The organism is Gemmobacter aquarius (assembly GCF_003060865.1).
GTDB classification, from domain to species: domain Bacteria; phylum Pseudomonadota; class Alphaproteobacteria; order Rhodobacterales; family Rhodobacteraceae; genus Paragemmobacter; species Paragemmobacter aquarius.
This window is the reverse complement of the sequence record NZ_CP028919.1, coordinates 206663-232500: the sequence shown is the minus strand read 5'-3', so window position 1 is coordinate 232500 and position 25838 is coordinate 206663. Positions and strand designations below refer to the sequence as shown.

At 64.6% G+C, this 25838-nt stretch carries 23 protein-coding genes and 4 pseudogenes (1 of these 27 cut by a window edge); 13 read left to right on the top strand and 14 right to left on the bottom strand.

The annotated features are described in order from the left end of the window. A protein-coding gene (gene lhpI / locus HYN69_RS18950) for a cis-3-hydroxy-L-proline dehydratase (RefSeq protein ID WP_108437475.1) crosses the window boundary here: on the bottom strand, positions 1-1102 show its 5' portion. It extends 584 nt beyond the left edge of the window; only the first 1102 of its 1686 coding nucleotides appear in the window; the start codon lies at positions 1100-1102; the stop codon falls past the left edge of the window. Positions 1103-1250: 148 nt separating this feature from the next. Between lhpI and HYN69_RS18945 the strand changes: the two genes are divergently transcribed. Together HYN69_RS18945 and HYN69_RS18940 are read left to right on the top strand one after the other, a co-directional pair. Continuing rightward, a complete protein-coding gene (locus tag HYN69_RS18945) occupies positions 1251-1904 on the top strand; it encodes a helix-turn-helix domain-containing protein (RefSeq protein ID WP_230426584.1) in 654 nt (217 codons plus the stop codon). Between the two features lie 12 nt (positions 1905-1916). Continuing rightward, positions 1917-2942 (top strand): Ldh family oxidoreductase, encoded by a 1026-nt coding sequence (locus HYN69_RS18940; protein ID WP_108437473.1) that lies wholly within the window; start codon positions 1917-1919, stop codon positions 2940-2942. Positions 2943-2985: 43 nt separating this feature from the next. Here HYN69_RS18940 and HYN69_RS18935 read toward each other — a convergent pair whose 3' ends face one another. The 5 genes from HYN69_RS18935 to HYN69_RS18915 form a co-directional block, all read right to left on the bottom strand. Beyond that, positions 2986-4014, bottom strand: coding sequence for a trans-3-hydroxy-L-proline dehydratase (locus HYN69_RS18935; RefSeq protein WP_108437472.1), 1029 nt, complete (start codon positions 4012-4014; stop codon positions 2986-2988). A gap of 9 nt (positions 4015-4023) precedes the next feature. Then, the gene (locus HYN69_RS18930) at positions 4024-4749 is read right to left on the bottom strand and encodes an amino acid ABC transporter ATP-binding protein (protein WP_108437471.1); all 726 of its coding nucleotides are present in this window, start codon (positions 4747-4749) and stop codon (positions 4024-4026) included. Next, complete coding sequence (locus HYN69_RS18925) at positions 4742-5395, bottom strand: amino acid ABC transporter permease (RefSeq protein WP_108437530.1); 654 nt, start codon at positions 5393-5395, stop codon at positions 4742-4744. The genes HYN69_RS18930 and HYN69_RS18925 overlap by 8 nt, the downstream gene beginning before the upstream one ends. Before the next feature lie 12 nt (positions 5396-5407). Beyond that, the gene (locus tag HYN69_RS18920) at positions 5408-6073 is read right to left on the bottom strand and encodes an amino acid ABC transporter permease (RefSeq protein ID WP_108437470.1); all 666 of its coding nucleotides are present in this window, start codon (positions 6071-6073) and stop codon (positions 5408-5410) included. 61 nt (positions 6074-6134) lie between these two features. After that, positions 6135-6932, bottom strand: a complete 798-nt coding sequence (locus HYN69_RS18915) for an ABC transporter substrate-binding protein (RefSeq protein WP_108437469.1) — start codon at positions 6930-6932, stop codon at positions 6135-6137. Positions 6933-7214: 282 nt separating this feature from the next. Here HYN69_RS18915 and HYN69_RS18910 point away from each other — a divergent pair, with 282 nt between their 5' ends. From HYN69_RS18910 to HYN69_RS18900, 3 genes and pseudogenes are all read left to right on the top strand, one after another. After that, positions 7215-8171 (top strand): dihydrodipicolinate synthase family protein, encoded by a 957-nt coding sequence (locus HYN69_RS18910; RefSeq protein WP_108437468.1) that lies wholly within the window; start codon positions 7215-7217, stop codon positions 8169-8171. A gap of 2 nt (positions 8172-8173) precedes the next feature. Further along, positions 8174-9421, top strand: coding sequence for an NAD(P)/FAD-dependent oxidoreductase (locus HYN69_RS18905; protein ID WP_108437467.1), 1248 nt, complete (start codon positions 8174-8176; stop codon positions 9419-9421). Next, a pseudogene (locus HYN69_RS18900) lies at positions 9421-10421 on the top strand (4-hydroxyproline epimerase). Before HYN69_RS18905 ends, HYN69_RS18900 begins: the two are co-directional and overlap by 1 nt. Before the next feature lie 11 nt (positions 10422-10432). Here the strand turns inward: HYN69_RS18900 and HYN69_RS18895 are convergent. Then, positions 10433-12381: pseudogene (locus HYN69_RS18895) on the bottom strand (oxidoreductase). 120 nt (positions 12382-12501) lie between these two features. Here HYN69_RS18895 and HYN69_RS18890 point away from each other — a divergent pair. Both HYN69_RS18890 and HYN69_RS18885 read left to right on the top strand, forming a co-directional pair. After that, a complete protein-coding gene (locus tag HYN69_RS18890; RefSeq protein WP_108437466.1) occupies positions 12502-13080 on the top strand; it encodes a 3'-5' exonuclease in 579 nt (192 codons plus the stop codon). Positions 13081-13299: 219 nt separating this feature from the next. Further along, complete coding sequence (locus tag HYN69_RS18885; RefSeq protein WP_108437465.1) at positions 13300-14202, top strand: GntR family transcriptional regulator; 903 nt, start codon at positions 13300-13302, stop codon at positions 14200-14202. Here HYN69_RS18885 and HYN69_RS18880 read toward each other — a convergent pair. Continuing rightward, a complete protein-coding gene (locus tag HYN69_RS18880) occupies positions 14199-15089 on the bottom strand; it encodes a sugar kinase (protein ID WP_230426583.1) in 891 nt (296 codons plus the stop codon). The genes HYN69_RS18885 and HYN69_RS18880 overlap by 4 nt on opposite strands. A 63-nt stretch (positions 15090-15152) precedes the next feature. Between HYN69_RS18880 and HYN69_RS21990 the strand changes: the two are divergent. From HYN69_RS21990 to HYN69_RS18855, 5 genes and pseudogenes are all read left to right on the top strand, one after another. Continuing rightward, a pseudogene (locus HYN69_RS21990) lies at positions 15153-16252 on the top strand (mannitol dehydrogenase family protein). Positions 16253-16359: 107 nt separating this feature from the next. Then, positions 16360-17360, top strand: a pseudogene (locus tag HYN69_RS21985) (zinc-binding alcohol dehydrogenase family protein). Beyond that, positions 17357-18871: a sugar ABC transporter ATP-binding protein gene (locus HYN69_RS18865; protein ID WP_108437464.1), complete on the top strand. Its 1515-nt coding sequence runs from the start codon at positions 17357-17359 to the stop codon at positions 18869-18871. Before HYN69_RS21985 ends, HYN69_RS18865 begins: the two are co-directional and overlap by 4 nt. Next, positions 18868-19869 (top strand): ABC transporter permease, encoded by a 1002-nt coding sequence (locus HYN69_RS18860; protein ID WP_108437463.1) that lies wholly within the window; start codon positions 18868-18870, stop codon positions 19867-19869. The genes HYN69_RS18865 and HYN69_RS18860 overlap by 4 nt, the downstream gene beginning before the upstream one ends. A 54-nt stretch (positions 19870-19923) precedes the next feature. Beyond that, the gene (locus tag HYN69_RS18855) at positions 19924-20874 is read left to right on the top strand and encodes an ABC transporter substrate-binding protein (RefSeq protein ID WP_108437462.1); all 951 of its coding nucleotides are present in this window, start codon (positions 19924-19926) and stop codon (positions 20872-20874) included. Between the two features lie 39 nt (positions 20875-20913). Here the strand turns inward: HYN69_RS18855 and HYN69_RS18850 are convergent, their stop codons facing one another. Both HYN69_RS18850 and HYN69_RS18845 read right to left on the bottom strand, forming a co-directional pair. Continuing rightward, positions 20914-23127: a xanthine dehydrogenase family protein molybdopterin-binding subunit gene (locus tag HYN69_RS18850; protein WP_108437461.1), complete on the bottom strand. Its 2214-nt coding sequence runs from the start codon at positions 23125-23127 to the stop codon at positions 20914-20916. A 2-nt stretch (positions 23128-23129) separates the two neighbouring features. Beyond that, complete coding sequence (locus HYN69_RS18845) at positions 23130-23594, bottom strand: (2Fe-2S)-binding protein (protein WP_108437460.1); 465 nt, start codon at positions 23592-23594, stop codon at positions 23130-23132. A gap of 88 nt (positions 23595-23682) precedes the next feature. Here HYN69_RS18845 and HYN69_RS18840 point away from each other — a divergent pair, with 88 nt between their 5' ends. Continuing rightward, on the top strand, positions 23683-24240 hold the full coding sequence (locus HYN69_RS18840) for a TetR/AcrR family transcriptional regulator (RefSeq protein ID WP_108437459.1): 558 nt from the start codon (positions 23683-23685) through the stop codon (positions 24238-24240). On the opposite strand, the gene HYN69_RS18835 is transcribed toward HYN69_RS18840, so the two are convergent. The 4 genes from HYN69_RS18835 to HYN69_RS18825 form a co-directional block, all read right to left on the bottom strand. Then, on the bottom strand, positions 24230-24541 hold the full coding sequence (locus HYN69_RS18835) for an RcnB family protein (RefSeq protein WP_108437458.1): 312 nt from the start codon (positions 24539-24541) through the stop codon (positions 24230-24232). The genes HYN69_RS18840 and HYN69_RS18835 overlap by 11 nt on opposite strands. Positions 24542-24616: 75 nt before the next feature. Continuing rightward, positions 24617-24943 carry an Hpt domain-containing protein gene (locus HYN69_RS18830; RefSeq protein ID WP_159082571.1) on the bottom strand — a complete coding sequence of 109 codons (327 nt, stop codon included), beginning with the start codon at positions 24941-24943 and terminating at the stop codon, positions 24617-24619. Between the two features lie 114 nt (positions 24944-25057). Next, positions 25058-25198 carry a hypothetical protein gene (locus HYN69_RS20745; protein ID WP_159082570.1) on the bottom strand — a complete coding sequence of 47 codons (141 nt, stop codon included), beginning with the start codon at positions 25196-25198 and terminating at the stop codon, positions 25058-25060. A 96-nt stretch (positions 25199-25294) separates the two neighbouring features. Next, a complete protein-coding gene (locus HYN69_RS18825; protein WP_108437456.1) occupies positions 25295-25672 on the bottom strand; it encodes a response regulator in 378 nt (125 codons plus the stop codon). Positions 25673-25838 lie beyond the last annotated feature (166 nt).

Here is a 25838-nt window from a genome sequence, read left to right as displayed (position 1 = left end):
GCGCCGCTTCCAGCCCCCGTATAAGGGGAATACAATCGGGCGCTGCCTGCCCCGCCAGCCAGCCCAGCATCGGCCAGAAGGCATCATCCACCCCCTCGGGCAGATTCACCTCGACGATCCGCTGCGGCGCGCGATTCTCGACCAGATAGACGCCCGACCGTGGCGCCCGCCCCGTCAGCGCAATGCACAGGTCAAGAAAGTCGGGCAGTTTGACCGTCCGCGCCCCGAGGATGCTGTTGGCATAGATCACCGCATTCGATTCCGCCCAGGCGATATCTTCCCCCTTGGCGGGCTTGTCCGCGAACAGATAGGGCGCGCAGGTGAAACTTGGCCGCGCGCCCATTTCCACATAGGCATCGGCCAGCTTGGCAGCCGGATCGCCGAAATCTTCAGCCACGCCCTGGCTGCGCCAATTCGCATGGTCGACCGAAATCGCGTTCATCGTGGTCGGCACCTTTACCCGCGCCCCCATATCCGCCATGCGGCGGGCAAAGGTCAGGAAGGCGGGGCTGGCATAGATGCAGCCGTCGATATGCACGCGCGTCACATCGGTCAGCCGTGTCGCCCCCTGCGCCGCGGCCATGGTGCAGATCGTCTCCATCGCCACCTGTGGCGCGACCCCCGCCTGCCCGGCCAGCATGGCGCGGTCGGCATCGGTCAGCTCCAGCGCATCGGTCGTGATCCGCTCCAGCACGATTCGCAGATCGCCGCCCGCCAGCACGCCATCGGTGATCGTCACCGCATCCAGCCGGCTGACCGCGTCGTAATCGTCAGCCCCCAGCCGCACCACCGCGACCCCATTGCCGAACATGCGCCCCGCAATCACCGCCCCCAGCGTCAGGATATCCTCGCTCTCGCGGAAGATCAGCGCCGCCGGAGCGTTGCCGGCAAAGGTCAGCCCCAGCAGCACGCCGCTTCCGGTGCAAGACCCGCGGCTTGTCGGCATCAGCACGACACGACCGCCCAAAGCCTCGCCATGCTGCGGATGGTGCGCGTCGACGATCACGCCCGTCCGCGCATCGACCCCGCCCCAAAAGCTCAATCCCTCGGTGCAAACCAGCACCCGCCCGCCGACATCCGCCGACACGATGAGTTTTCCCACCGTAACCCCCTGATTGCTATTCTTTTAGGCATCAAAAACGACTCTTGCCGTTAACCCTTGGCGCCGCAACACATGCTAGTAAATCTGTCGTTGTGTGGGGCAATGCCTTATGCATAGTGTAGCATATGTAGTAATAAAAGAAAAAACTGTGGCCGATGTGAAAATCGAGGGTTGGTCGATGGACCAAGAGAACGCCGACGAGGCGACATGGGCGGAAGAGCGTGAAAAGCTCCGCGCCGACCTTGGCCAGCGGATGAAGACGCTGCGTCAGGATTGCGGCCTGACGCTCGAAGGTGCCGCCCAGCGGACAGGCCTTGCGCTCTCGACCATCCACAAGATCGAGAATGGCCGCGTCTCGCCCAGCTATGAAAACCTCGTGCGCGTGGCGCGGGGGTACGGCGTCGGCATAGAACGCCTCTTGTCCGCCGAAGCGGGCAGCGACACCGCCAAAACCCGCATGACCGTGACCCGCGCAGGCACCGGCAGCAAGGAACGCACATCAGCCTACGAATACGAGGTGCTCTGCTCGGCCCTGTCCGAGAAAAAGATCATCCCCCTTGTCGCCACCATCGACCGGCGCGGCAAACTTCACTCCAAAGACCTCGGCGCGCATGAAGGCGAGGAATGTATCTACGTCCTCTCCGGCCGCGTCGAGCTTCAGGTGGAACATTACGCGCCCGTCGAACTCGGCATCGGCGATTGCGCCTATTACGACAGCACCCTGAAACACGCGATCCGCGCGTTGGACGATACAGAAACCAGAATTTTCTGGATATCGACCGACGTCGACTTCGCCCGATAACCCCGGAACAGAATGTCCAACATCTCCATCCGCGACCTTGAAGACAGGGTCACAGGCATCTTCGCCACGGCAGGCATCCGGGCTGAAACCGCCCGCGCCATGGCCCGCGTCATCGTCGCGGGCGAACGCGACAACTGCAAATCTCACGGCATCTACCGCATCGAAGGCTGCCTGCGCGTGCTGAAAGCGGGCAAGGTCGTCCCCGACGCCATCCCCCGCCTGCGCGACAGCACCGGACCCATCCTTGAAATCGACGCAGGCGGCGGCTTCGCCTGCCCCGCGTTCGAAGACGCCCGCGCAACCCTGATCGACCGCACACGCCAACACGGCCTCGCCGCCCTCGTGATCCGCGATTGCCTGCACTTCTCGGCCCTCTGGTACGAGGTGGAAGACCTCGCCCGCGAGGGCCTCGCCTCCCTTTCCATGTGCCCCAGCTATTCCTCGGTCGCCCCCAGCGGCGGCACCCTGCCGCTTCTGGGCACCAACCCCTTCGCCTTTGCCTACCCGCGCACCGGCCCGCACCCTTACGTCTTCGACTTCGCCACCAGCGTCGCCGCACGCGGCGAGATCGAACTCCACCACCGCGCAGGCAAACCCATTCCCGAAGGTTGGGCGGTCGATGCCAACGGCACCCCCACCACCGACCCGACCGAAGCCCTCGCCGGCGCGATGCTTCCCTTTGGCGGGCACAAAGGGTCAGCCATCTCGACCATGATCGAACTCATGGCAGGCGCGATGCTAGGCGAGTTCATGAGCAAGGAAGCCTACGACTTCATGGGTGGCACCAGCCTTCTGCCCCGCCACGGCGCGCTGATCCTCGCCTTCGATCCCGCCCGCTTTTCCGCCAACACAGGCCGCGACCCCATCGCCGAAGGCGAACGCCTCTTCGCCGCCATCGGCGACCAAGGCGCCCGCCTCCCCTCGCAACGCCGCTTCACCGCCCGCGCCGAATCCGAAGCCCAAGGCATCGCCCTGACCGAAGCCGAACTCGCCCAGCTCGCCCGCCTCGAATCCCTCGGCCTCGCCGCGATCGACTAAAATAGAAACCCCCGCCGCCATTATCTAGCGGCGGGAGCCCTAATCACAAATCCGCAGGCCACGTGTCCGACAGCCGATACCCGGCCTGAAACGGATCGTCCGGGTCCACCATCAACTGATGCGTTCCGATCACCCAGGCCCGCCCCGAAATCACGGGGCTGATCCCCGCCGTTCCGTTGATATCCACCGCCGAATCGATCCGGCAATGGAACTCGGTATCGATGATCGACCGGCCCACGAAACGGTCGCCGATCTGCATCTCGCCCCGCGCAAACAGCACCGCCATCCGCGCCGAACACCCCGTGCCGGTGGGCGAACGGTCGATCTTGCCGGGCCGGATCGCCACCGCGTTCTTGCCCGTCAGCACCCCGCCCTCGCGCACGACCGGATCGGTGAACTGGCAAAAGCTGATGTGATTCCAGTCGTTCGCCGGATGCCGGAACCCCAGCTGCTCGTTCGCCGCCTTGGTGATCTTCATCCCCGTCACGGCAATCTCGCGGGCATTCACCGGCGCAATCTCGACACCCGCCGCACCTGCATCGACCAGCACGAAACTGTCGCCGCCATAGGCGGTATCCACCGTCAGCGTCCCGATCCCCTCGACCTCGATCACCGCCCCCAGACGGTCCACGAACGAAGGCACGTTCTTCACGCTGATCCGTTCAGCCTTGCCATTGCGGCACAGGGCTTCCACCTCGATCAACCCGCCCGGCGCTTCCAGCACCATCCGCGTCACGGGTTCGGTCATCGGGATGATCCCGGTATCCAGCAACACCGTGGCCACGCAAATCGAATTCGACCCCGACATCGGCGGCGTGTCGGCGGGTTCCATGATGATCCAGCCCATCTGTGCGCGCGGGTCTTTTGGCGGCACCAACAGGTTCACATGCCGGAACACGCCCCCCCGCGGTTCGTTCAGCACGAAGTTCCGCAACCCTTCATCCGCCGCGATCCAGCGCGATTGCTCCCACACCGTAGCGCCGGGCGGAGGCAGCACGCCCCCCACGATCACATCGCCCACCTCGCCCTCGGCATGGCAAGACACCACATGCACAACCTTCGAAGTCCGCATGTTAATCCCTCAGTGCTGAGTCATCTGGACGAAAGCCGCCGTCTCGGGGTTTTGGGGCGCATCGAAAATCTGCCCCGGCACGCCAATCTCGGCCATCACACCCTTCGAGAAAAACGCCACCCGATCCGAAACCTCGCGCGCGAACTTCATCTCGTGCGTCACGCAGATCATCGTCATCCCTTCGGACGCCAGCATCCGCAGTGTATCCAGCACCTCGCCCACCAGTTGCGGGTCCAGCGCCGAGGTCACCTCGTCGAACAGCATGTATCCGGGCGACATCGCAAGCGCCCGCGCAATCGCCATCCGCTGCTGCTGCCCGCCCGAAAGCCGCGACGGATAGACGTCCAGCTTGTCGCCCAGCCCCACATGCGACAGCTGCTTTTCCGCAATCGCCGCCGCCTCGTCCTTGCCGATCCCCAACACCTTGCGCGGCGCCAGCATCACGTTTTCCCGCACCGTCAGATGCGGAAACGCATTCCACTGCTGGAACACGATCCCCAGCTTCTGGCGCAGCTTGTTCAGGTCGGTGCCCTTGGCATGCACCTCGGTCCCGTCCACCTTGATCCGGCCTGAATCGATAGGCTCCAACCCGTTGATACAGGTCAGCAGCGTCGATTTACCCGACCCCGACCCGCCGATGATCGTCAGCACCTCCCCCTTTTGCACCGTCAGGTCGATGCCCTTCAGCACCTGCAACGGACCAAAGGATTTGCGGACGTTTTCGATCTCAATCATTGGACCACCGTTTTTCGAGATACCCGCCGAAACGGGCGATAGGGAAGCTGATGACAAAGTAGAAAGCGCCGCAGATCATCAACAAAAGCAGCGGCTCTTGCAGGCGCGTGATCAGGATCTGCGTCGATTTCAGCAGTTCGGTCACCTGCACGATATAGACCAGCGCCGAATCCTTCATCACCCCCAGCGCCAGCCCGATCCACGACGGCAGCGCCACCCGCGTGGCCAGCGGCAGCACGATATAGGTCATGTCCTGCGTCCAACTCAGCCCCAGCGACCGCGCCGCCCGCCGCGTGGTGCTTGGCACCGCTTCGACCGCCCCGCGCACGATCTCGGCGCAATAGGCGGCGGTGTATAGCGTCAGCACCCCGCAGGCGACCGTAAAGCCCGACATCTTCAGCTTAAGCACCACGCCCATGAAAGCATTGGCCAGCACAAGCTGGATCAACAGCGGAATAGACCGCGACACATCCAGCACGAACGTTAGCGGTGCCGCCCACCACGGCCCGACCTGAAAGCGGAAGATCCCGAAGACGATGCCAAGCGCGGTCCCCAGCACCACCGCAATCGCCGTCACCAGCAGCGTGACCCCGGCCCCTTGGGCCAGAAAAACCATATCCTTCGCGGTCAGCGCGGTATCGAACATCGCCATCCCCCCTCAATACCGGAACAGGCGGCTTGCGATCAGTCGCGCACCGATCTGGATGATCTTGGTGATCACGTAAAAGATCACCGCCGCCAGCGCGAACAACTCGAACGTCCGGAACGTCAGCGCGTTCAGATCCTGCGTCACGCCGTAAAGGTCGAAATTCATCCCCACCGTCACCCCAAGCGACGTCATCAGGATCGCCCAGACCATCTGGTTCGTCATCGGCAGGAACGAAATCCGCAACATCTGTGGCATCACCACATAGCCGAACGCCTGAATGGGTGTCATCCCCAGCGACCGCGCCGACCGCGTCTGCGTATCGGGTATCGCCTTCAACGCGCCCCTGAAATTCTCTGACAGATAGCCCGCGTTGTTGAACGTAATCCCGATCAACAGCGACACAAAGGGGCTGAAATGGATGCCGAAACTCGCCACCCCGAAATGCGCCATGTAAATCTGGAACAGCGCCGGAGTGTTCCGCGCCAGTTCCACCCATGTCGTCGAAACCGCCATCAGCACGCGGTTGCCCGAAAGGCGGCATCCGGTCAGCAGCACGGCCAGCACGATCCCGATCGCCATCGACAACAGCGCGATCTCGACGGTGACACGCGCGCCGTCAAGCATCTCGGGAAGTCTGGCAAAAGCCTGCTTCCACTGGAATGTATAAGAGAACATGGGCGCCTCGTGCCGGCGTTAAAAAAGGGGATGCGCGCCATAGCGCGCACCCCCGATGCTATCAGCGATACGAGTTCGGGACCAACAGGCTCGGAACTTCGCCACCGACCCACTTTTCGTACAGCTCGTCATAACGGCCCGTGCGGACCTGCTGGTTCACGAACAGATCAAGGTAGTTGATCAGGCCGTATTCCTCGCGGTTGGTGAACAGCGCGACATAGTCGGTGTCGAACGGCGCCTTGCCCATGACCGCGATGCCCGGATAGTTGCCCGACTTCACATTGGCCTGCGCCACGGTTGATGTCGAAACCGTCCCGTCCAACTGCCCTTGGCTCAGCGCGAGGAACACATCCGCCTGCGTCTGGTAGGGGCGGAACTCGCCCTCGCCCCAGGCCTTGACCTGCTCTTCCAGCGCAATCGCCTCATAGGTGCCCGCAACCGCACCCACGACCTTGCCCTTCATCGTGTCATAAGACGTGATCCCCGACTTGTCGTTCGCGGTCACGGCCATCTCGAAGGCAAAGTAGGGAATGCTGAAACCCACGGTCTTCGCCCGCTCCAGCGTATCCGAGGTCGAAGCCACACCCACATCCACACGGCCCGACATCAGCGCCGGAATCCGCTCGGGGAACGGGGTTTCCACGATCTCGGCGGTCACGCCAAGCGCGGCGGCCAGATCGTTGCAGTAATCGACGTCAAAGCCCTGCGGATTGTTGCTTTCGTCGCGAAAGCCCATGGGCGGAAAGTCCAGCACGACCGCGCAACGCAGCGTGCCCGACGAAATGATATCGTCCAGCTTGTCGGCCTGCGCCGCACCCGCGGATACCAGCAAAACAGCAGCAGTAATCAAGGTTTTCATGGTCGAGTCTCCCTGTTGATTCGGCTTTTTCCTTTCCCATCGTGTCATGCGTTTTGCAGTTTGGCAAAACTTTTTTATTATATGAAAAAAGTCGGCGCTGTAGTGCAAGCAGCCAAGCCCGTCGCTCCGACCAGACCGCAATCCGAACGGCGACCCCACGACACTAACGGCACGCTATTTTTCTTATCTGAAAATTTTTATCGACAAGGCTAAGATTCTGCCTATGGTGGGGCGAACAACCAGATTCGACCCCTAGCACAGGCCCTAGCAAAGGAACGTCCCATGGATTCCAGCATCTTCACCGGCACGATCCCCGCGCTGATGACCCCCTGCAAGGCAGACCGCACCCCCGATTTCGACAAGCTTGTCGAAAAGGCCCGCGAACTCGTCTCCCTCGGCATGTCGGCGGTCGTCTACTGCGGCTCGATGGGCGACTGGCCGCTTCTCACCAACGAATGGCGGATGGAGGGCGTCGAACGCCTTGTGAAAGCTGGCATCAAAGTCATCGTCGGCACAGGTGCGGTCAACACCGCCACCGCTGCCGCCCTTGCCGCCCATGCTGAAAAGGTCGGCGCGCATGGCCTCATGGTCATCCCCCGCCTTTTGTCGCGCGGCACCGTCCCCGCCGCCCAGAAAGCCCATTTCAAGGCGATCCTCGCCGCCGCACCGAACCTGCCCGCCGTCATCTACAACAGCCCATATTACGGCTATTCGACCAAGGCCGATCTTTTCTTCCAGATCCGCGCCGAACACGCCAACCTTGTCGGCTTCAAGGAATTCGGCGGTTTCGCCGACCTCTCCTACGCGGGTGAGGCAATCACCTCGGGCTCCGACGACATCAAGCTGATGATCGGCGTCGATACCGCCGTCTACCACGGCTACATCAATTGCAACGCCGATGGCGCGATCACCGGCATCGGCAACGTGCTGCCACGCGAAGTGCTGCACCTGACAAAACTGTGCAAAGCCGCCGTCGCAGGCGACGCCACCGCCCGCCGCCTTGCCTATGAACTCGACAGCGCCATGCAGATCCTGTCCGAAGTCGATGCCGGCCCCGACCTTGTGTTGTTCTTCAAACACATGCTCGTCGTCCGTGGCGACGCCGCCTACAAACTGCACTTCAACGATACCGATGCGCTCTCGTCCAGCCAGCAGGGCTTCATCGAAAAGCAACTCGCGCTGTTCTCGGCATGGTATGCCGACTGGTCGTCAAAACTGGACGCAAAGCACAGCGCCTGACCATGACAACCGTCGTCGTCATCGGCGCGGGGGTGGTGGGTCTGTCCGCCGCCCTCGCCCTGCAAGCCCGCGGCCTTACCGTCACCGTGATCGACCGCAGCGGCCCCGCCGCGGGCGCATCGGCGGGCAATGCCGGTGCCTTCGCCTTTACCGATATCCTGCCCCTCGCCTCTCCGGGCATCCTTCGCAAGGCCCCGCGCTGGCTGCTCGACCCGCTCGGCCCGCTCAGCGTGCCGCCCGCCTATGCGCTGCAGATCGCGCCGTGGATGTTCCGCTTCTGGCGCGCCTGTTCCCCCCGCGCCGTCGCCGCCTCGACCACCGCGCAAACCGCGCTGATGGACCTGTCGAAAGCCGAACTCGAACCCTTCCTCGCCGCCACCGGCACCGCCCACATGCTCGCCAAACGCGGCAACCTTCAGGTCTACGAAGGCCCCGACGAATTCCGCGCCTCGCTTCCGGGCTGGCAGGCCCGCACCGATCACGGCATCGAATTCCAGCACATGACCCCCGGCGAAATGGCAGATGTGCAGCCCGGCCTCGCGCCCCGCTTCACCCACGGCACCTTCACCCCCGGCTGGTATTCCATCGCCGACCCCAAGCTCTACACCGAAGCCCTCGCCACCCGCTTCCGCGCCAACGGCGGCACCCTTCGTATCGCCGACGCGGCAGCGATCACCCCCACCGACACCGGCGCGACTCTTGCCTTCACCGACGGCACGACCCTCGACGCCTGCCGCATCGTCGTCGCCGCTGGCGCCTTTTCGCACCGCCTCGCCCGCACGCTGGGCGAAAAGATCCCCCTCGAAACCGAACGCGGCTACAACACCACCCTGCCCGCCGACGCTTTCGACATCCGCACGCAAATCACCTTTGGCGGCCACGGCTTCGTCGTCTCGCGCCTGTCCACCGGCATCCGTGTCGGCGGTGCCGTCGAACTCGGCGGCCTGTCGCTCCCGCCCAATTACAAACGCGCCGACTCGATGCTACGGAAAGCCCAAACCTTCCTCCCCGGCCTGAACCCGCAGGGCGGCACGCAATGGATGGGCTTCCGCCCCTCGCTCCCCGACAGCCTGCCCGCCATCGGCCGCGCAAAGGCAACCCCGAACGTCATCTACGCCTTCGGCCACGGCCACCTCGGCCTGACCCAAAGCGCAGGCACCGCCCGCCTCATAGCCGATCTGGTGACAGGGGCCACCCCCGCGCTGGACCTCTCGCCCTTCAGCCCGCAACGCTTCCAAGGTTTCGCATAATGGCCCTCCACACCTTCTCCTGCATCGATGGTCACACCTGCGGCAACCCCGTCCGCCTTGTGTCAGGCGGGGGCCCACGGCTTCAGGGCGCCAATATGCTCGAACGCCGCGCCCATTTTCTGCGTGAATTCGACTGGGTCCGCACCGGCCTCATGTTCGAACCGCGCGGCCATGACATGATGTCAGGCTCGATCCTCTACCCCCGACCCGCCCCGATTGCGATGTCGCCGTCCTTTTCATCGAAACATCGGGCTGCCTGCCGATGTGCGGCCACGGCACCATCGGCACCATCACCATGGGTATCGAAAACGGCCTCATCACCCCGCGCGAACCGGGCAAACTCTCCATCGACGCGCCCGCAGGCAAGGTCGACATCGCCTACCGTCAGGAAGGCCGCTTCGTCGAGGAAGTGCGCCTGACCAACGTGCCCTCCTACCTCCATGCCGAAGGCCTGACGGCCACCATCGAAGGCATGGGCGAAGTGGTGGTCGACGTGGCCTACGGCGGCAACTTCTACGCCATCGTCGAACCGCAAGCCTGCTTTGACGATATGGCCAGCTACACGGCGGGCGAACTCATCGCCCTCAGCCAGAAACTCCGCGCCGCGCTCAACGCCAAATACGACTTCATCCACCCCGAACATGCCGCAATCAACGGCCTCAGCCACATCCAGTGGACGGGCAAGCCCACCGTCGCAGGCGCCCATGCCCGCAACGCGGTGTTCTATGGCGACAAGGCGATCGACCGCAGCCCCTGCGGCACCGGCACCTCGGCCCGCATGGCCCAACTCGCCGCCAAGGGCAAACTGGCCGTGGGCGACGAATTCCACCACGAAAGCATCATCGGCTCGATCTTCAAGGGCCGCGTCGAAGCGGCAGCATCAGTCGCAGACCGCCCCGCCATCATCCCCTCCATCGCCGGATGGGCACGAATGACCGGCTACAACACCATCTTCATCGACGACCGCGACCCCTTCGCCCACGGCTTCGTCGTCCGCTGAACGGCAGGGGCCTAAAGCCCCGCCGCCACCTTCAACCCCTCGAACACCGCCTCCTCGGCGGTGCGCGGGGCCAGACAATCCCCTGCCATCACCACCTCGACCCCCAGCCCGCGCAATTCGGCTTGCAAGCCGTCCACGGGCCGATGCCCCATGCACAGCACCAGCGTATCCACGCCTTCCACCGGCATCGCCGCACCGCTGGCCGAATGCTGCAAATACACCGCCCCGCCATCCACCCCGTAAAGCCGCGCATAGGGCGTGACCGTCACCCCCAGCCTGTGCAATTCCGCCGCGATATTGTCGCGCACGTACAGCGGCAGGCTTTCCCCCACATGTGTCCCCGTCACCGCAAGCGTCACCTGACACCCCTCGCGCACCAGCTGCTCGGCAATCCCCGGCCCGATCCAGTCACCCGCCAATCGGCCACCACCACCCGCGCACCCGGCCGAACCTCACGCCGCAGCACCTGCCACGCGGTCGCCACCTGAACCGACCCGTCATCCGGCATCTCGGGCACAAAGGGCACCGCCCCCGTGGCGATCACCACCGCATCCGGCGCCTCGGCCTCGACCAAGGCACGGTCCACCCGAACCCCCTTGACCACGCGCACCTGCTGCAACTGCATCTCATGCGACAGGTTGGTGATGATCCCGCCAAATTCCGCCCGCCGTGGCAGCAGTTGCGCCAGCCGCGCCTGCCCGCCCAACTGCGCCTCGGCCTCGTATAGCGTCACCACATGCCCCCGCTTGGCCGCCGTGATCGCGGCCTTCATCCCCGCAGGCCCGCCACCCACCACCATCACCCGCTTCTGCCGGTCCGCCCGTCCAATCGACCCGAACCGCAACTCCCGCCCCGTTTCCGGATGCTGGATGCAGGAAATCGGCAACCCCCGATGGAAATGCCCGATGCAAGCCTGATTGCAGGCGATACAGGCGCGGATATCCTCCAACCGCCCCTCCTCGGCCTTCACCGGCATCTCGGGGTCACAGATCAACGCCCGCGTCATCCCGCACATGTCGGCTTGGCCCCGCGCCAATATCGCCTCGGCCTCCTGCGGCTGGTTGATCCGTCCTGCCACAAACACCGGCACCGAAAGCGCCGCCTTGATCCGCCCCGCCTCGCCCGCCAGATACCCATGCGCCACAGCCATAGGTGGCACGATATGCATGGCGCCCCCCAGCGTGGCACTCGTCCCCGCCGTCACGTTCACATAATCCACCAGCGGCTCCAGCGCGGTGCAGGCCCCGATCACCTCGTCCGCCTGCAAGCCTGCCTCTTCCCGCTCGTCCGAACTGATCCGCAGCCCGATGATGAAATCATCCCCCGCCGCAGCCCGCATCGCCTCCAGACAGTCGCGCAGGAACTTCAGCCGCTTCTCGAACGATCCGCCATAGTCATCGTCGCGCCGGTTGACGCGGGGGTTCAGGAACTGCGACGGCAGATAGCCATGGCTCGCCACGAACTCCACACCGTCCAGCCCCGCCGCCTTCATCCGCCGCGCAGCCCCGCCGTATCCTGCCACGATCTCCTCGATCATCGCCACGTCCAAGGCCCGCGGCATTACCCGAAACCGCTCGTTTGGGCTGACACTCGGTGCATAGGCCACCGCCAGCAACCCGTCCCCGCTCTCCATGATCTCGCGCCCCGGATGGAACAACTGGCTCACCACCACCGCCCCCTCGTCATGACAAGCCCGCGCCAGCGCCGCATACCCCGCGATACACCCGTCATCCACCGCCATCAGCATATGCGACGTATAGCGCGCCGTCTCATGCACCCCCGCCACCTGCGTGACGATCAACCCCACCCCGCCCCGCGCCCGCGCGCGGTGATAGGCAACCAACGCCTCGTTCACCGTCCCGTCCACCGGCAGCGTGGTATCATGCCCCGTCGACAAGATGCGATTGCGTATCACCCGCCCGCGCAGGACCAAAGGCTGGAAAAGATGGGTCAAAGTCATGAAATCCCCCTGTCGGAACCCCGACCCTGCCACGCCGCCCCCGCACAGTTAACCCCAAATCCACCGCTGGAAATCACCCCGCCCCCATGCGAAACCAACCGCAGGCAGCAGGGGCACGAAATGAACTGGACGAACCGCCACGACCACCTGACAGCCCCCCTTCCGGCCGGAGGCTTCCGCTTCATCGCACTCGATGTCGAAACCGCCAACAGTGACGCATCAAGCATCTGCCAGATCGGCATCGCCTGCGTCCGGCATGACGGCAGCATCGAAACCTTCGCCACCTACGTGAACCCCCGTTGCCACTTCTCGGGTTTCAACACCCAACTGCACGGCATCGGCCCCCATCACGTCGCCACCGCCCCCGATTTCGCCACCGCCTTCACCCGCCTGTCGCCGCTCCTGTCAACCCATCCCCTCATCCAGCACAGCAGCTTCGACAAACGCGCCATGGAACAGGCCTGCACCGCCGCCACCCTGCCCGCACCGCCGTGGAGTTGGTCCAACTCCGTCACCATCGCCCGCCGCGCATGGCCCGAATTCATCGGCAATGGCGGCCACGGCCTGTCACACCTCAAGCGCCAACTGAACCTGCACTTCGACCACCACGACGCGGGCGAGGATGCCCGCGCCGCAGCCCTCGTCGTCCTTCACGCCGAAGCCCGCTTGGGCCTGCCTTATCCGGCGATCCTTGCGTAGGGTGCGCGTTCATCGCGCACCGCCCGCGCAACCGGCACGTGTTGCAAAGACCCCCGCCCCGCCGTCAACCGCCCCGCCCTGTTCATCCCCCACCCCTGCCCGCCATCCTTTCCATCGCGCGCGCCCAAGCGCCGCGAAAGCCGACGCGCCCGCCCCACATTCCGACCTTGCTTTTTATCCCCCGCTTCGGTCCTTCTGTCGCAAAGCACAGGAACCGCCATGGCCCGCACCGACGAACGCTTCCGCGAGGCGTTCAACTCGCTCCTCGACTTTGCCGCCACCCTGCAAGCGGGCGACAGCCTGCCCTCGGAACTCGCGCTTTCCAGACGCCTCGGCGTCAGCCGCACCGTGATCCGCGCCATCCTCGACCGCCTGCAAAAGGCCGAAATCCTGTCATGGCAAGGCCGCGACAAACGCCTTTTGCGCCTGCCCACCCCCCGCGACCGTCTGGCGATCCAGTCCGACCAGCTCACCGAACAGGAACTCGAACGCCAATTCCTCGACTGGGTGCTCCGCTTCGATGTCCCCCCCGGCACCGCGCTCAACGTGGCCGAACTCGCCCGCCGCTTCCACGTCACCCCCCACATGCTGCAAGCCTTCCTCGCCTCGCTCAGCCGCTTCGGCCTAGTCCGTCGCCGCGACCGTGGCGGATGGGAGCTTCTGGGTTTCACCCGCGATTTCGCCGTCGAGCTTTCCGAATTCCGCCTGATGCTCGAACTCAACGCCGTCTCGCACCTGATAGCCCTGCCGCCCGACCACCCGATCTGGCCCCGCCTCGATGCGCTGGAACAGGCCCACCGCGACCTCGCCGCACAGATCGACGCCCGCTTCCACGACTTTTCACTGCTGGACGAAGACTTCCACGCCACCATCGGCAGCACCGTCAAAAACCGCTTCGCCGCCGAATTCCAGAAGATCATCGCCCTGATCTTCCACTACCACTACCAATGGGACAAAACCGGTGAACGCGACCGCAACTTCGCCGCGATCCACGAACACCTGTCCCTTATCGCGGCACTAAAAGCCCGAAATGAGCCTGCCGCACTAAAGGCCGCAGGCGACCACCTGCGCACGTCAAAGCAAACCCTTCTCTCATCCCTGCGCGACCACGCCGTCCCCTAGCATCGCCGCAGGCAGCGCAACGATCCCCCCCGCAAGCCCCACCACATGCCGCGCCGTCTCATGCCCCCAAGCCAACCGCTCCGCCTCGGGCAAGCCAAGCGCCAAAGCCGCCAGATACCCCCGTTGAAACTGTCGCCCGCCGCCGTGGTATCGACCACCGTTGTCGCAGGCGCGAACCCCTCCGCCTGCACCGATCCATCCATCGCCACAGGCCCCAGCGCCCCGCGCTTCAACGCCCCGATCCGCCCGTCCTTCCGCAACCGCGCCAGAACCGCCGCCTCATCGCCCCCGAACAGCGCGATCTCGTCATCGACCGAGGGCAGCGCCACATCCGCCAAGCCCCAAGCCGCCCCGATCACGGCGCGCGCCACATCCGCACTTTCCCACAGCCGCGGCCGATAGTTGGAATCAAAGGCAAAGATCATCCCCTTGCCTCGCAACTCCGCCACACGCGCCAACAGTTGCCCCCGCGCTTCGGCCGTCAAAATCGCCAAGGTAATCGCCGACAGATAAAGCACGTCACATGTCTCTAACGCCGCATAATCCGCCTCGTCCTGAAACAGCAACCGCGCCGCCGACCGCTCGCGCCAATAGGCGAAACTCCTCTCGCCCGTCGCGTCCGTATCGACTGTATAGACCCCGATGTTGCGCCCCGCGTCCCGTGCCACCGCCTCCACGCCAACCCCCTCGGCCCGCGCCAGCCGCAAGAACCCCTCCGACAACCCCTCGCACCCGACCCGCGTCAGATAGGATACGCGCCCCCGCGCGCCCAATCGCCGCCGCGCATAGACCGCCGTGTTGAACGTGTCCCCCGCAAACCCCACGGCGAACCCGTCCCCCTGCGCGCGAATTTCCGCCATAGCCTCGCCCACGCACAGAATATGCATCCCGGCCTCCCTCTTGACACACGGTCCCTTATCATAAAAAACCAAACACCAGAGGGCCCGATCATGTCAACCAACCCCATCCTGCAATTCGGCACCAGCCGCTTCCTGCAAGCCCATGCCGATCTGTTCCTGTCCGAAGCCATGGCCGCAGGCCAGCCCGCAGGCCCCGTTACCGTCATCCAGTCATCGGGCAACGCCACCCGCAACGCCCGCCTTCACGCCCTGACCCAAGGTTTCCCCGTCCGTATCCAGGGCCTCGAAAACGGCGCGCCCGTCCAACGCGAAACCCGCGTCACCTCGATCACCCGCGCCTACGACACCGCGACCGACTGGCCAGAAATCTGCGCCGCCGCCACCCATGCCAGCATCATCCTGTCGAACACCAGCGAAGCCGGATGGACCCCCCAACCCGCCGACACGCTTGGTCACTTCGACCAATCCATGTCCTACCCCGCCAAACTGACCCACCTCCTCTGGTCGCGCTTCCAGACCACCCGCGCGCCAGTCCAGCTCATGCCGACCGAGCTTGTCCCCCGCAACGGCGACACGCTGCGCGCCCGCACCCTCTCCCTTGCACAAAACCTCTCCCCCGCCTTCCACGACTGGCTGGCGGGCCAAACCTTCGCCAACTCCCTCGTCGACCGCATCGTATCCGAACCGCTCGACCCCGCCGGGGCCATCGCCGAACCCTACGCCCTCTGGGCGATCGAGGATGCCCCCGGCCTCGTCCCCCCTGCACCCACCCCGCCATAGAAATCGTCGCCGACCTCGCCCCGATCGAGCGCCGCAAACTCCACATCCTCAACCTCGGCCACACCTACCTTGTCGCAAACTGGCTCAAAACCGACCGCGCCCCCCCTTTCGTCCGCAGCCTCATGGCAACCCCCGAAATCCGCGCCGACCTTGCATCCCTCTACGAATCCGAAGTCCTGCCCACCTTCGCCGCCGCGGGCGACACATCGGCCCCCGCCTATGTCACAGCCACGCTCGACCGCTTCGCCAACCCCTTCCTAGACCACCGCCTGACCGACATCGCGCAAAACCACGCAACCAAACTTGGCCACCGCATCGGCGCTTTCCTCGACTGGTCCGCCACGCTCGGCCTCGCCGGAACCCAACCCCGCCTCGCCGCCGCCCTCGGGCAAAACCTTCGGTCTTTATGACAATTGCCAATAAAAACAATTGTAAGCCCCGGCGCTTCGGTTCTTAATCCATAAAGTGCTACTCTTGGGAGGGGGGAATCACGATGCCAGCGACAACGCCCGCCACCATGCTTTGCGGAACCTGCGTCACGCCGGGCCGCTTTGAATTGCTGCCCCGTCCCCTGCCCACCACCGCACCCGCAGGCTGGGTGCTGATCGACCTCGCCGCCGCAGGTATCTGCGGCACAGATTATCACATCTTTCAGGGCAACCAGCCCTACCTCGAATACCCCCGCGTCATCGGTCACGAACTTTCCGGCCATGTCGCAGAAACCACGGGCGTTTGGGCGCAGGGCCAGCTTGTGGTCATCAACCCCTACATCGCCTGTGGCACCTGCCACGCCTGCACACGCGGCAAGCCGAACTGCTGCATGGCCATAGGCGTCCTTGGCGTGCATCGCGACGGCGGCATGTGCGCCCGTATCGCGGTTCCCGCCACCAACCTTTATGACGCGACCGGCCTCAGCCCGCAGCACGCGGCGCTTGTCGAATTCCTCGCCATCGGCGCCCACGCGGTCCGCCGTTCCGACATGACCGCGAACGACAGCGTCCTCGTCACCGGCGCAGGCCCCATCGGCCTTGGCGCGGCGCTCTTCGCCCGCCTCACCGGCGCAAGCGTCACCATCCTCGACACCAGCACCGAACGGCTGGCAGCCGCAGCAACCTTCGGCTTCACCTCGCTCAAAACCCCCGCCGATCCCCTCTCCCCCACGGCTACGACGTGGTGATGGACGCGACAGGCAACCCAGCCGCCATGCAGGCCGGTTTCGCCCATGTCGCACACGGCGGCTCTTACGTCCTCGTCTCGGTCGTCAAGGGCGACCTCACCTTCAGCGATCCCGAATTCCATAAACGCGAAATGCGCCTGATCGGCAGCCGAAATGCGCTGGCCCAAGACTTCCAGCACGTCCTGCACGCCCTTCGGACAGGTGCGATAGACGCAAACGCGCTCATCTCCACCGTTATTCCCCTTGCCGACCTGCCCACCCGTCTGCCAGAACTCGCCGCCGACCGCGCCGCGCTGATCAAGGCCATCGTCGCACTTTCGCCAGCAGGGGCCGCACCATGACCGACCTCATCCGCCTCACCGCAATCGACAAACGCTTCCCCGGCGTCCACGCGCTCAAAGCTGTCGGCTTCGACCTGCAACCGGGCGAAGTCCATGCCCTGATGGGCGAAAACGGCGCGGGCAAATCCACCCTGATGAAGGTGCTGTCCGGCGTCTACCAGCCCGACAGCGGCACCATCACCGTGGGCGGCACCGATGTGACGCTGGCCAACCCCCGCGCGGCACAATCGCTCGGCATCGGCATGATCCATCAGGAACTCGCCCTGATGAACGACCTCACCGTGGCGCAAAACATCTTCATCGGCCGCGAACCCCGCCGCAGCTTCGGCCGCCTGGACGAACCCGCCCTGAACCGCGCCGCTGCCGAAATCTTCGCCTCGATGAACATAACCATCGACCCGCGCGCCGAGGTAAGCACCCTCTCGGTCGCACAAAGCCAGATGGTCGAAATCGCCAAAGCCCTGTCGCACCGCTCGCGCATCCTGATCATGGACGAACCCACCGCCGCCCTGAACGACCGCGAGGTGTCGGAGCTTTTCGCCATCATCACCCGCCTGCGCGGCGAAGGCGTGGGCATCGTCTACATCAGCCACAAGATGGATGAAATCAAACGCATCGCCGACCGCGTCACCGTCATGCGCGATGGCGCTTTCGTCGGCACCGTCGATGCAAGCGCAACTCCCATCGCCACCATCATCTCGATGATGGTCGGCCGCGACCTCGACAGCACCCCCGCCGCGATCCCCGACCTGACCGCCGCCCCCGTGGCACTCGAAGTGAAAAACCTCTCCCGCGGTCGCGCCGTCCGCGATGTCAGCTTCAGCCTAAAAGCCGGCGAAATCCTCGGCTTTGCGGGCCTCATGGGCGCGGGCCGCACCGAAGTCGCCCGCCTGATCTTCGGCGCCGACCGCCGCGACGGCGGCGAAATCATCGTGCATGGCAAAACCGCCTCCATCGCCTCGCCGCAAGATGCCGTGGCCGCAGGCATCGGCTACCTGTCCGAAGACCGCAAACACCTGGGCCTCGCGCTCGGCCTCGATGTCCGCGCCAACATCGCGCTGCCGAACCTGCGCCGCTTCAAGAACGGCTTCGGCGTGGTCAACGACACGGCCCTTGGCAAAACCGCCCGCGACTACATCGACCAACTCGCCATCCGCACCCCTTCGGAACGGCAAGAGGTGCGGCTCCTCTCCGGCGGCAACCAGCAAAAGGTCGTGCTGGCCAAATGGCTGCTCCGCGACTGCGACATCCTCATCTTCGACGAACCCACCCGCGGCATCGACATCGGCGCGAAATCCGAAATCTACCGCCTGCTCACCAGCCTCGCCGAACAGGGCAAGGCGATCATCGTCATCTCCTCCGAACTGCCCGAGGTGTTGCGCCTCTCGCACCGCATCGCCGTCATGTCCGAAGGCCGCCTGACCGGCATCCTTCCGGGCGGTACCGCCACCAGTCAGGAAGAGATCATGCACTTGGCGACCCTTCGCCAATCAAAGGAGGACGCGGCATGACCGCTGCCAGCACCACGCCCGCCGCAAAACCCGCCTCGAATTCGTCCGGCATGCAGCAAAAACTGCTCGCCTTCGGCAGCCTTGTCGTCCTTTTGCTGTTCTTCTCGCTGGCGTCCGACAAATTCCTGCAAACCGCCAATGTCATCGGCATCCTGCAAGCCACCTCGGTGAACGGCGTGCTTGCCGTCGCTGCCACCCTCGTCATCATCACCGGCGGCATCGACCTGTCGGTCGGCACGCTGATGACCTTTTGCGCCGTCATCGCGGGTGTGGTGCTCACCTATTGGGGCCTGCCGCTCCCCCTCGGCATCCTCGCCGCCATCGCCATGGGCGCGCTTTGCGGCTGCATCTCGGGCACCCTCATCGCCAAGATGAAGATCCCCCCCTTCATCGCCACGCTGGGCATGATGCTCATCCTCAAGGGCCTGTCGCTCGTCATCTCCGGCACCAAGCCGATCTACTTCAACGACACCCCCGGTTTTTCCGAAATCTCCACCGGCTCGCTGATCGGCGATGTGCTCCCGTTCATGCCCGTCCCCAACGGCGTGCTGATCCTGTTCGTCCTCGCCATCGCCATCGCCTATGTCCTCAACCGCACCGTCCTTGGCCGCTATACCTTCGCCCTCGGCTCGAACGAAGAAGCCGTGCGCCTGTCGGGCGTAAACACCGATTTCTGGAAAATCGCGATCTACAGCCTGTCGGGCGCTATCTGCGGCATTGCCGGCCTTATCATCGCCTCTCGCCTCAACTCGGCGCAACCCGCCCTCGGCCTCGGCTACGAGCTTGACGCCATCGCCGCCGTCGTCATCGGCGGCACGTCCCTTGCGGGCGGGCGCGGCTCGATCCTCGGCACCCTCATCGGCGCACTGATCATGTCGGTGCTGCTGAACGGCCTGCGTATCCTTTCGGTCGCGCAGGAATGGCAAACCATCGTCACCGGCCTCATCATCATCGCGGCAGTCTACGCCGACATGATGCGCCGCCGCCGCGCTGGCTGATACCAAAAGGGCGACGAACGCCCCGCTAAAACAAACTTGGAGGAGGAAACCCCAATGATCAACAGACGCACACTTCTCGGCTCGATGGGCGCAACCGCCGCCCTCATGGGCTCGGTCACCATCAGCTTCGGGCAGGACACCATCTACATCCCGCTCGTGTCCAAAGGCTTCCAGCACCAGTTCTGGCAGGCCGTGAAATCGGGCGCAGACAAGGCCGCCGCCGAACTCGGCGTCGAAGTCACCTTCGAAGGCCCCGACAATGAAACCATGGTCGACAAGCAGATCGACATGCTGTCCGCAGCCCTCGCCAAGCAGCCCAAGGCCATCGGCTTCGCCGCTCTGGACTCTCAGGCCGCAATCCCGCTCCTGAAACAGGCGCAGGAAGCAGGCATCCCCGTCGTCGCCTTCGACTCCGGCGTCGACAGCGACATCCCCGTGACCACCGTCACCACCGACAACCTCGCCGCCGCAGCCCTCGCTGCCGATAAAATGGCCGAACTGATCGGCGGCGCGGGCAAAGTCGCCCTTGTCGTGCACGACCAGACCTCGCGCACCGGCATCGACCGCCGCGACGGCTTCGTGAACCGCATGGCCGAAGCCCACAAGGATATCGAAATCGTCGACATCCAGTACGGCGGCGGCGACCAGCTGCAATCGACCGAGATCACCAAAGCCATCCTCGCCGCCAACCCCGACATCAAGGGCATCTTCGGCGCGAACGAAGGCTCGGCGATCGGTGTCGTCAACGGCATCAAGGAAAGCGGCGCACAGGGCGTGATCGTCATCGGCTACGACTCGGGCGCAGCCCAGAAGCAGGCGATCATGGACGGCGTCATGGCCGGTGCCATCACCCAGAACCCCGTCGGCATGGGCTACGAAACCGTCAAGGCAGCACTCGCCGCGACCAAAGGCGAAGCCCTGCCCAAGATCATCGACTCGGGCTTTGCTTGGTGGGACAAGTCCAACATGGACAGCCCCGAAATCGCAGCCGTGCTCTACGACTGATCCAACGAACGGGGCGCCCATCGGGCGCCCCGTTTCCCTTCAGGCAAAACCCACCGCCTTGCCCAAGGGCAACTCCCTGATCCGCTGCCCCGTCAACGCGAATATCGCATTGGCCAGCGCGGGCGCCGCAGGCGGCAACCCCGGCTCGCCGATCCCCCGTATCCGCTCCAGCCCCTCCAGTACCCGCACCGCAATCGGCGGACACTGCGGCATCCGCAGCGGCTCGAAATCCCAGAACGTCGATTGCTCGGCCATGCCATCCGCAAAGGTGATCTCGCCCCGTATCGCCGCCGACAGCCCGTAAACCATCGCCCCGGAAACCTGCGCCTCGATATTGCCGGGGTCCAGCGCGATCCCCACATCCGCCGCCGCCCATGCCCCCGTCATCCGCAGCCCTGCCGCCGTTTCCTCGACCTCGATCACCTCGGCCACCGGCACGCCAAAGCTCATGCAAAACGCAATCCCCTTGGCCCGTCCCGCCCGACGCGTCCCCCAATCCGACATCTCGGCCACCGCCTCGATCACCTTGCGGCTAGGGCCATGGTCGATCTGCCCCAGCCGGAACGCCACCGGATCGACCCCCGCCAGATGCGCCAATTCATCCACCGCACTCTCGTGGAAAAACGCGTTCTGCGAAGCACCGACCGACCGCCAAGACCCCACCGGCACCATCGCCGGCGCGCGATACCCCGTCACCCGATGATGCGCGAAACGGTAGGGTTGCTCCCACGCGCCCTGCACAATCGCCCCGTCAGGCCCGGGAACCGAATACCCCAACCGCCCAGCCTGACTTTCCACAACCGAAGAAGAACAGGTCGCAAAATCGAACGCCGCGATCTTCCCCCCGTCCAGCTTTGCCCGCACCCGTGCCAGCGCCGCCGGACGATAGCCGTCATGCGTCATGTCCTCCTCGCGGCTCCAGGTCAAAAGCACCGGCTGCCCCTCGACCGCTTTGGCCAGCGCGATCACCTGCCGGATCACATCCATCTCGGCCCGCCGCCCGAACCCGCCCCCCATCAGCATGGTATTGACCGTCACCGCCTCAGCCGGCAACCCGGTCAGCGCCGCCCCTTCAACCAAGATCTGCGTCGGCAGTTGATGCCCCGCCCAGACGGTCAAAGCGCCGTCCTTCAGCAAAGCCGCCGCCGTCATCGGCTCCATCGTCGCATGGGCAAGATAGGGCACGGAATAAGCCACCTCGAACACATCCCCCACCAGCGCCCGGTCCACATCTCCGTCATCACGGTTCACCGAATCCCGCCGTTCCTCGGTAAAGCTCGCCGCCAGAACCGCCCCCAACTCTGCACTCGTCGCCGGATAGGGCGCATCCCCCCAGTCGAACGCAATCGCCCCCGCCGCCTGCATCGCCTGCCACGTGGTCCGCGCAATCACCGCAGCCCCGCCATCCACGGGAACCACCTTTACCACCCCCGCCATCCCCTCGGCGACGCTCGCATCATATCCCTTCACCGCCCCGCCCAAGCGCGGATTGGTCCGCACCGTCGCATAAAGCATCCCCGGCAAGCGCAAATCGGCCGTATAAACCGCAGCCCCCGTCGATTTCGCCACCGCATCGACCCGAGGCTGCGACTTGCCAAGCAACGTCCACTCCGCCCGATCCTTCAGCACCGGCTCGCTCTCCAGCGTCACCCCCGCCGCCGCCTCGGCCAGGTCCACATAGCCCAACCGCGTCCCGTCCGGCGCAATCACAAACCCGCCCTCGGTCCGCAACTCCCCGACCGGAACTCCCAGCCGCCCAGCCGCCGCCTGCACCAGCGCAGACCGCGCCGCAGCCCCCGCCAGCCGCATCTTGTCGAACGCATCCGGCACCGAAGATGACCCGCCCGTAATCTGCAACCCCAGAAACTTCGCCGGAACCTCCATCGCCCCGCGCACCGCTTCCGCCAGCCAACCCGTATCGGTCGGCGCAAAGGGCACACCCTCGCCCAAGACCGCGCTGTTGTAATAAGCCGCCGACGCAGGCCCATGGATCACCCGCACCTGCTCCAGCGTCAGGTCCATCTCCTCGGCCACCAGTGCTGCCAGCGTCGTATGCACCCCCTGCCCCATCTCGGCCCTCGGTGCGATGATCGTCACCCCCGTGCCGTCGATCATCACGTAAGGGTTCAACCCGCCCGCAACTGGGTTGCCGTAGGGCGTCGCAAACTTCCACCAGCCGAACGCCACACCGCCCAATATCGCCACCGACCCGAACAGGAACCCGCGCCGCGCGATCTTCATCACCGTTCCCATCGTCACACCTCCGACAAGCGTTTGGCGGCATCCTGAACAGCGGCACGGATTCGCGGATATGTCCCGCAACGGCACAGGTTTCCCTCCATCGCCGCGTCGATTTCGTCCCCGGTCGGCGCCGGATTTTCCGCCAACAGCGCCGCCGCCTGCATGATTTGCCCCGACTGGCAATAGCCGCACTGCGCCACCTGCGCGGCAATCCACGCCTCCTGCACCGCGTGCAAGGCGCCCTGCCCCAACCCCTCGACCGTCACGACAGACGCGCCCGCCACCTCGGCCAAGGTCACCTGACAAGACCGCACCGCCGCCCCGTCCAGATGCACCGTGCAAGCGCCACAAGACGCGATCCCGCAGCCGAACTTGGTGCCCGTCAGGTCCAACCCCTCGCGCAGCACCCAAAGCAGCGGCATCTCCGGCGGCAGATCGACCACCCGCGCCTGCCCGTTGACCGTGAACGAAACCGCCATTGCCCGCCTCCCTTGGTTTCTGACACTTTGTCCGTAAAACGTCAGTCTGTCAATTGACATTCCGGACACCAAATGTCAGCGTGCCAATATGACCAACGACCGTCTCGACAGCATCCTCGATGCCGCCTTTCAGGCATTTGCCACCTATGGCTACCGCCGCACCGCGATGGACGACATAGCGCGTGGCGCGGGTCTGTCCCGAACCGCGCTCTATCTGCATTTCAAGAACAAGGAAGACATCTTCCGCAGCCTCGCCGCCCGCTATTTCAACGAGGCGCTCCGCGACATGGCCGCAGCCCTCGCCAAGGACCAGCCCCTCGAACAAGCCCTGCTTGCGGCCTTCATCGCCAAAGACGGAAAATTCATGGAAGTGGTGCTCACCACCCCCCATGGCGAAGAACTGATGGACGCAGGCTTTTCCGTAACCGGCGATCTTGCGGCAGCGGGCGAGGCGAAGATGACAGCCCTTCTTGCCGACCATCTGGCCAGCCGCCCCCTGCCCCAAGGCATCGGAACGCCAAAGCAACTCGCCGAAACCATCGTTACGGCGGTCAAGGGCCTGAAATCCTCGGCAAAAACGCTGGCCGACTATCGCGAAGGCCAAGCCATGCTCGCCCGCCTCTTCGCCCGCGCGCTCAGTCTATGACGCCAAGCGCTTCCAGCACGATGCCCGTCGCAATCGCCACCCGCAGAATGTCATTGTCGACCCGCACATAGCGGCTTCCGTCCAGCGGCTCCGGCAAGCCGAACCGCTCCCAGTCGCGCACCTCGTACCAAGGTGTCCTGATCGGCAACCGCTCTCCCAGCATCCACTTCTTCGCCTGCCCCGGCGGAACGCAAGGCACCGCCTTCTTCGCCAACCCCGGCGGGCACCCGTTTCCGTTTCCTGCGAACACCGGCGCAGACAGACTGGCCGCAATCACCAGCGCAACGGAAAAATATTTCATCTTGATATTCCTTGACTGCCCGACGACTGCCCGACCGGCTTTTACCCCAAGCCCGCCCCGCTCTACAAGTCAGGGTCAGGCAAGCAACGCGCCAATGGCCGCTTCGGTTGCATCGATCTCGGCGTCCAACCCGCCGACAAGCGCCGAACAGTCCCCGCCCGCCCGCGCGCTGTCCTCGATCGCCTTCAGCCTGCCATGCAGCCCGCTTGCCCCGACCGACACCGCTGACCCCGCCGCCCGATGCGCCGCCTGCGCCAAGGCTTCGGGGTCACCTTGCAAGCCGGTCAGCACCGGACCCAGACCGCGCATCTCGGAAAGCATGCGTCGCACGAAACCAAGATAGGCGTCATCCCCCAATGCGTCGCGCACATCGTCGATGACCGATGTATCGAGCAAATCCATCAAAAAGCCCTCAATCCGAAACCACCCGAACACCCGCGCATCCTGCCGCGCCAATCGTCCCCACAATATCGCATCAAAGGCAGAGCCCGATTACCGATATGAAAATTCCTTGCGTCAAGCGTAATAGGCATACATCTGCCCCAAAGCCGTCTCGGCCTCGTCTCGCTCCTTTTTGCGGCGCTCCGTGTCGACGCGAAAATAGGCAAATGCCTGATCCAGTGCATCCGTTGCTGTCTGGTTGGATTTCTTTATCATCTCGGCCCTCCTTGGCTCACCCCTAGCTAAGCCTTCCCGCCACCCGCCACATCTGCCGATGCTGCAATCACGCCATGCAATTGCTGCAACGCAGCATCACAGGCGCATCGCCAAGGCCAGACATTTCCCCAGTTCCACGGCGACGATATCGGGGTCGAACGGCTTTTCGAACCGCATCACACCGACATATCGCTCGGGAATGGCTGACGTCGCAGAGCCCGTGGTGAAAAAGAAGGGCACGCCCCGCGCCGTCAGCATATCGGCCACGGGAAACACCATGTTGCCCCGCAGGTTCATATCCAGAACCGCCCCGTCCAGCTCCGGATTGTCCGCCACCGTAGCCATCGCCTCGCCCACCGAAGGCACCGGCCCCAGAACCTCGGCCCCGAAACGCTCCAGCGTCATCCGCAGGTCTTCCGCCAGCAGATACTCATCCTCGACGATCAGAACCCGCCGCCCCCTCAACCCGTCCATCCGAACCTTCCCCTGCGCCCTGAATACCAAGGTCGGAAACCCTGCCGGTCCCGTCCGGTTCCCTTCCGGAATGCCTGTTTAATTATCATTTTGACAATGGACTTTACCAGATTCCTGCCTAGCTTGAAGTTGCGGACGCAACTCTGCGCCGGCGCGGACGGTAGAA

Bases quoted from the DNA above. Each gene is read 5' to 3' on its own strand.
- HYN69_RS18940 (WP_108437473.1), top strand. From the start codon at position 1,917: ATGTCCAACATCTCCATCCGCGACCTTGAAGACAGGGTCACAGGCATC.
- HYN69_RS18935 (WP_108437472.1), bottom strand. From the start codon at position 4,014: ATGCGGACTTCGAAGGTTGTGCATGTGGTGTCTTGCCATGCCGAGGGC.
- HYN69_RS18930 (WP_108437471.1), bottom strand. From the start codon at position 4,749: ATGATTGAGATCGAAAACGTCCGCAAATCCTTTGGTCCGTTGCAGGTG.
- HYN69_RS18925 (WP_108437530.1), bottom strand. From the start codon at position 5,395: ATGTTCGATACCGCGCTGACCGCGAAGGATATGGTTTTTCTGGCCCAA.
- HYN69_RS18920 (WP_108437470.1), bottom strand. From the start codon at position 6,073: ATGTTCTCTTATACATTCCAGTGGAAGCAGGCTTTTGCCAGACTTCCC.
- HYN69_RS18915 (WP_108437469.1), bottom strand. From the start codon at position 6,932: ATGAAAACCTTGATTACTGCTGCTGTTTTGCTGGTATCCGCGGGTGCG.
- HYN69_RS18910 (WP_108437468.1), top strand. From the start codon at position 7,215: ATGGATTCCAGCATCTTCACCGGCACGATCCCCGCGCTGATGACCCCC.
- HYN69_RS18905 (WP_108437467.1), top strand. From the start codon at position 8,174: ATGACAACCGTCGTCGTCATCGGCGCGGGGGTGGTGGGTCTGTCCGCC.
- HYN69_RS18890 (WP_108437466.1), top strand. From the start codon at position 12,502: ATGAACTGGACGAACCGCCACGACCACCTGACAGCCCCCCTTCCGGCC.
- HYN69_RS18885 (WP_108437465.1), top strand. From the start codon at position 13,300: ATGGCCCGCACCGACGAACGCTTCCGCGAGGCGTTCAACTCGCTCCTC.
- HYN69_RS18880 (WP_230426583.1), bottom strand. From the start codon at position 15,089: ATGCATATTCTGTGCGTGGGCGAGGCTATGGCGGAAATTCGCGCGCAG.
- HYN69_RS18865 (WP_108437464.1), top strand. From the start codon at position 17,357: ATGACCGACCTCATCCGCCTCACCGCAATCGACAAACGCTTCCCCGGC.
- HYN69_RS18860 (WP_108437463.1), top strand. From the start codon at position 18,868: ATGACCGCTGCCAGCACCACGCCCGCCGCAAAACCCGCCTCGAATTCG.
- HYN69_RS18855 (WP_108437462.1), top strand. From the start codon at position 19,924: ATGATCAACAGACGCACACTTCTCGGCTCGATGGGCGCAACCGCCGCC.
- HYN69_RS18850 (WP_108437461.1), bottom strand. From the start codon at position 23,127: ATGGGAACGGTGATGAAGATCGCGCGGCGCGGGTTCCTGTTCGGGTCG.
- HYN69_RS18845 (WP_108437460.1), bottom strand. From the start codon at position 23,594: ATGGCGGTTTCGTTCACGGTCAACGGGCAGGCGCGGGTGGTCGATCTG.
- HYN69_RS18840 (WP_108437459.1), top strand. From the start codon at position 23,683: ATGACCAACGACCGTCTCGACAGCATCCTCGATGCCGCCTTTCAGGCA.
- HYN69_RS18835 (WP_108437458.1), bottom strand. From the start codon at position 24,541: ATGAAATATTTTTCCGTTGCGCTGGTGATTGCGGCCAGTCTGTCTGCG.
- HYN69_RS18830 (WP_159082571.1), bottom strand. From the start codon at position 24,943: ATGGATTTGCTCGATACATCGGTCATCGACGATGTGCGCGACGCATTG.
- HYN69_RS20745 (WP_159082570.1), bottom strand. From the start codon at position 25,198: ATGATAAAGAAATCCAACCAGACAGCAACGGATGCACTGGATCAGGCA.
- HYN69_RS18825 (WP_108437456.1), bottom strand. From the start codon at position 25,672: ATGGACGGGTTGAGGGGGCGGCGGGTTCTGATCGTCGAGGATGAGTAT.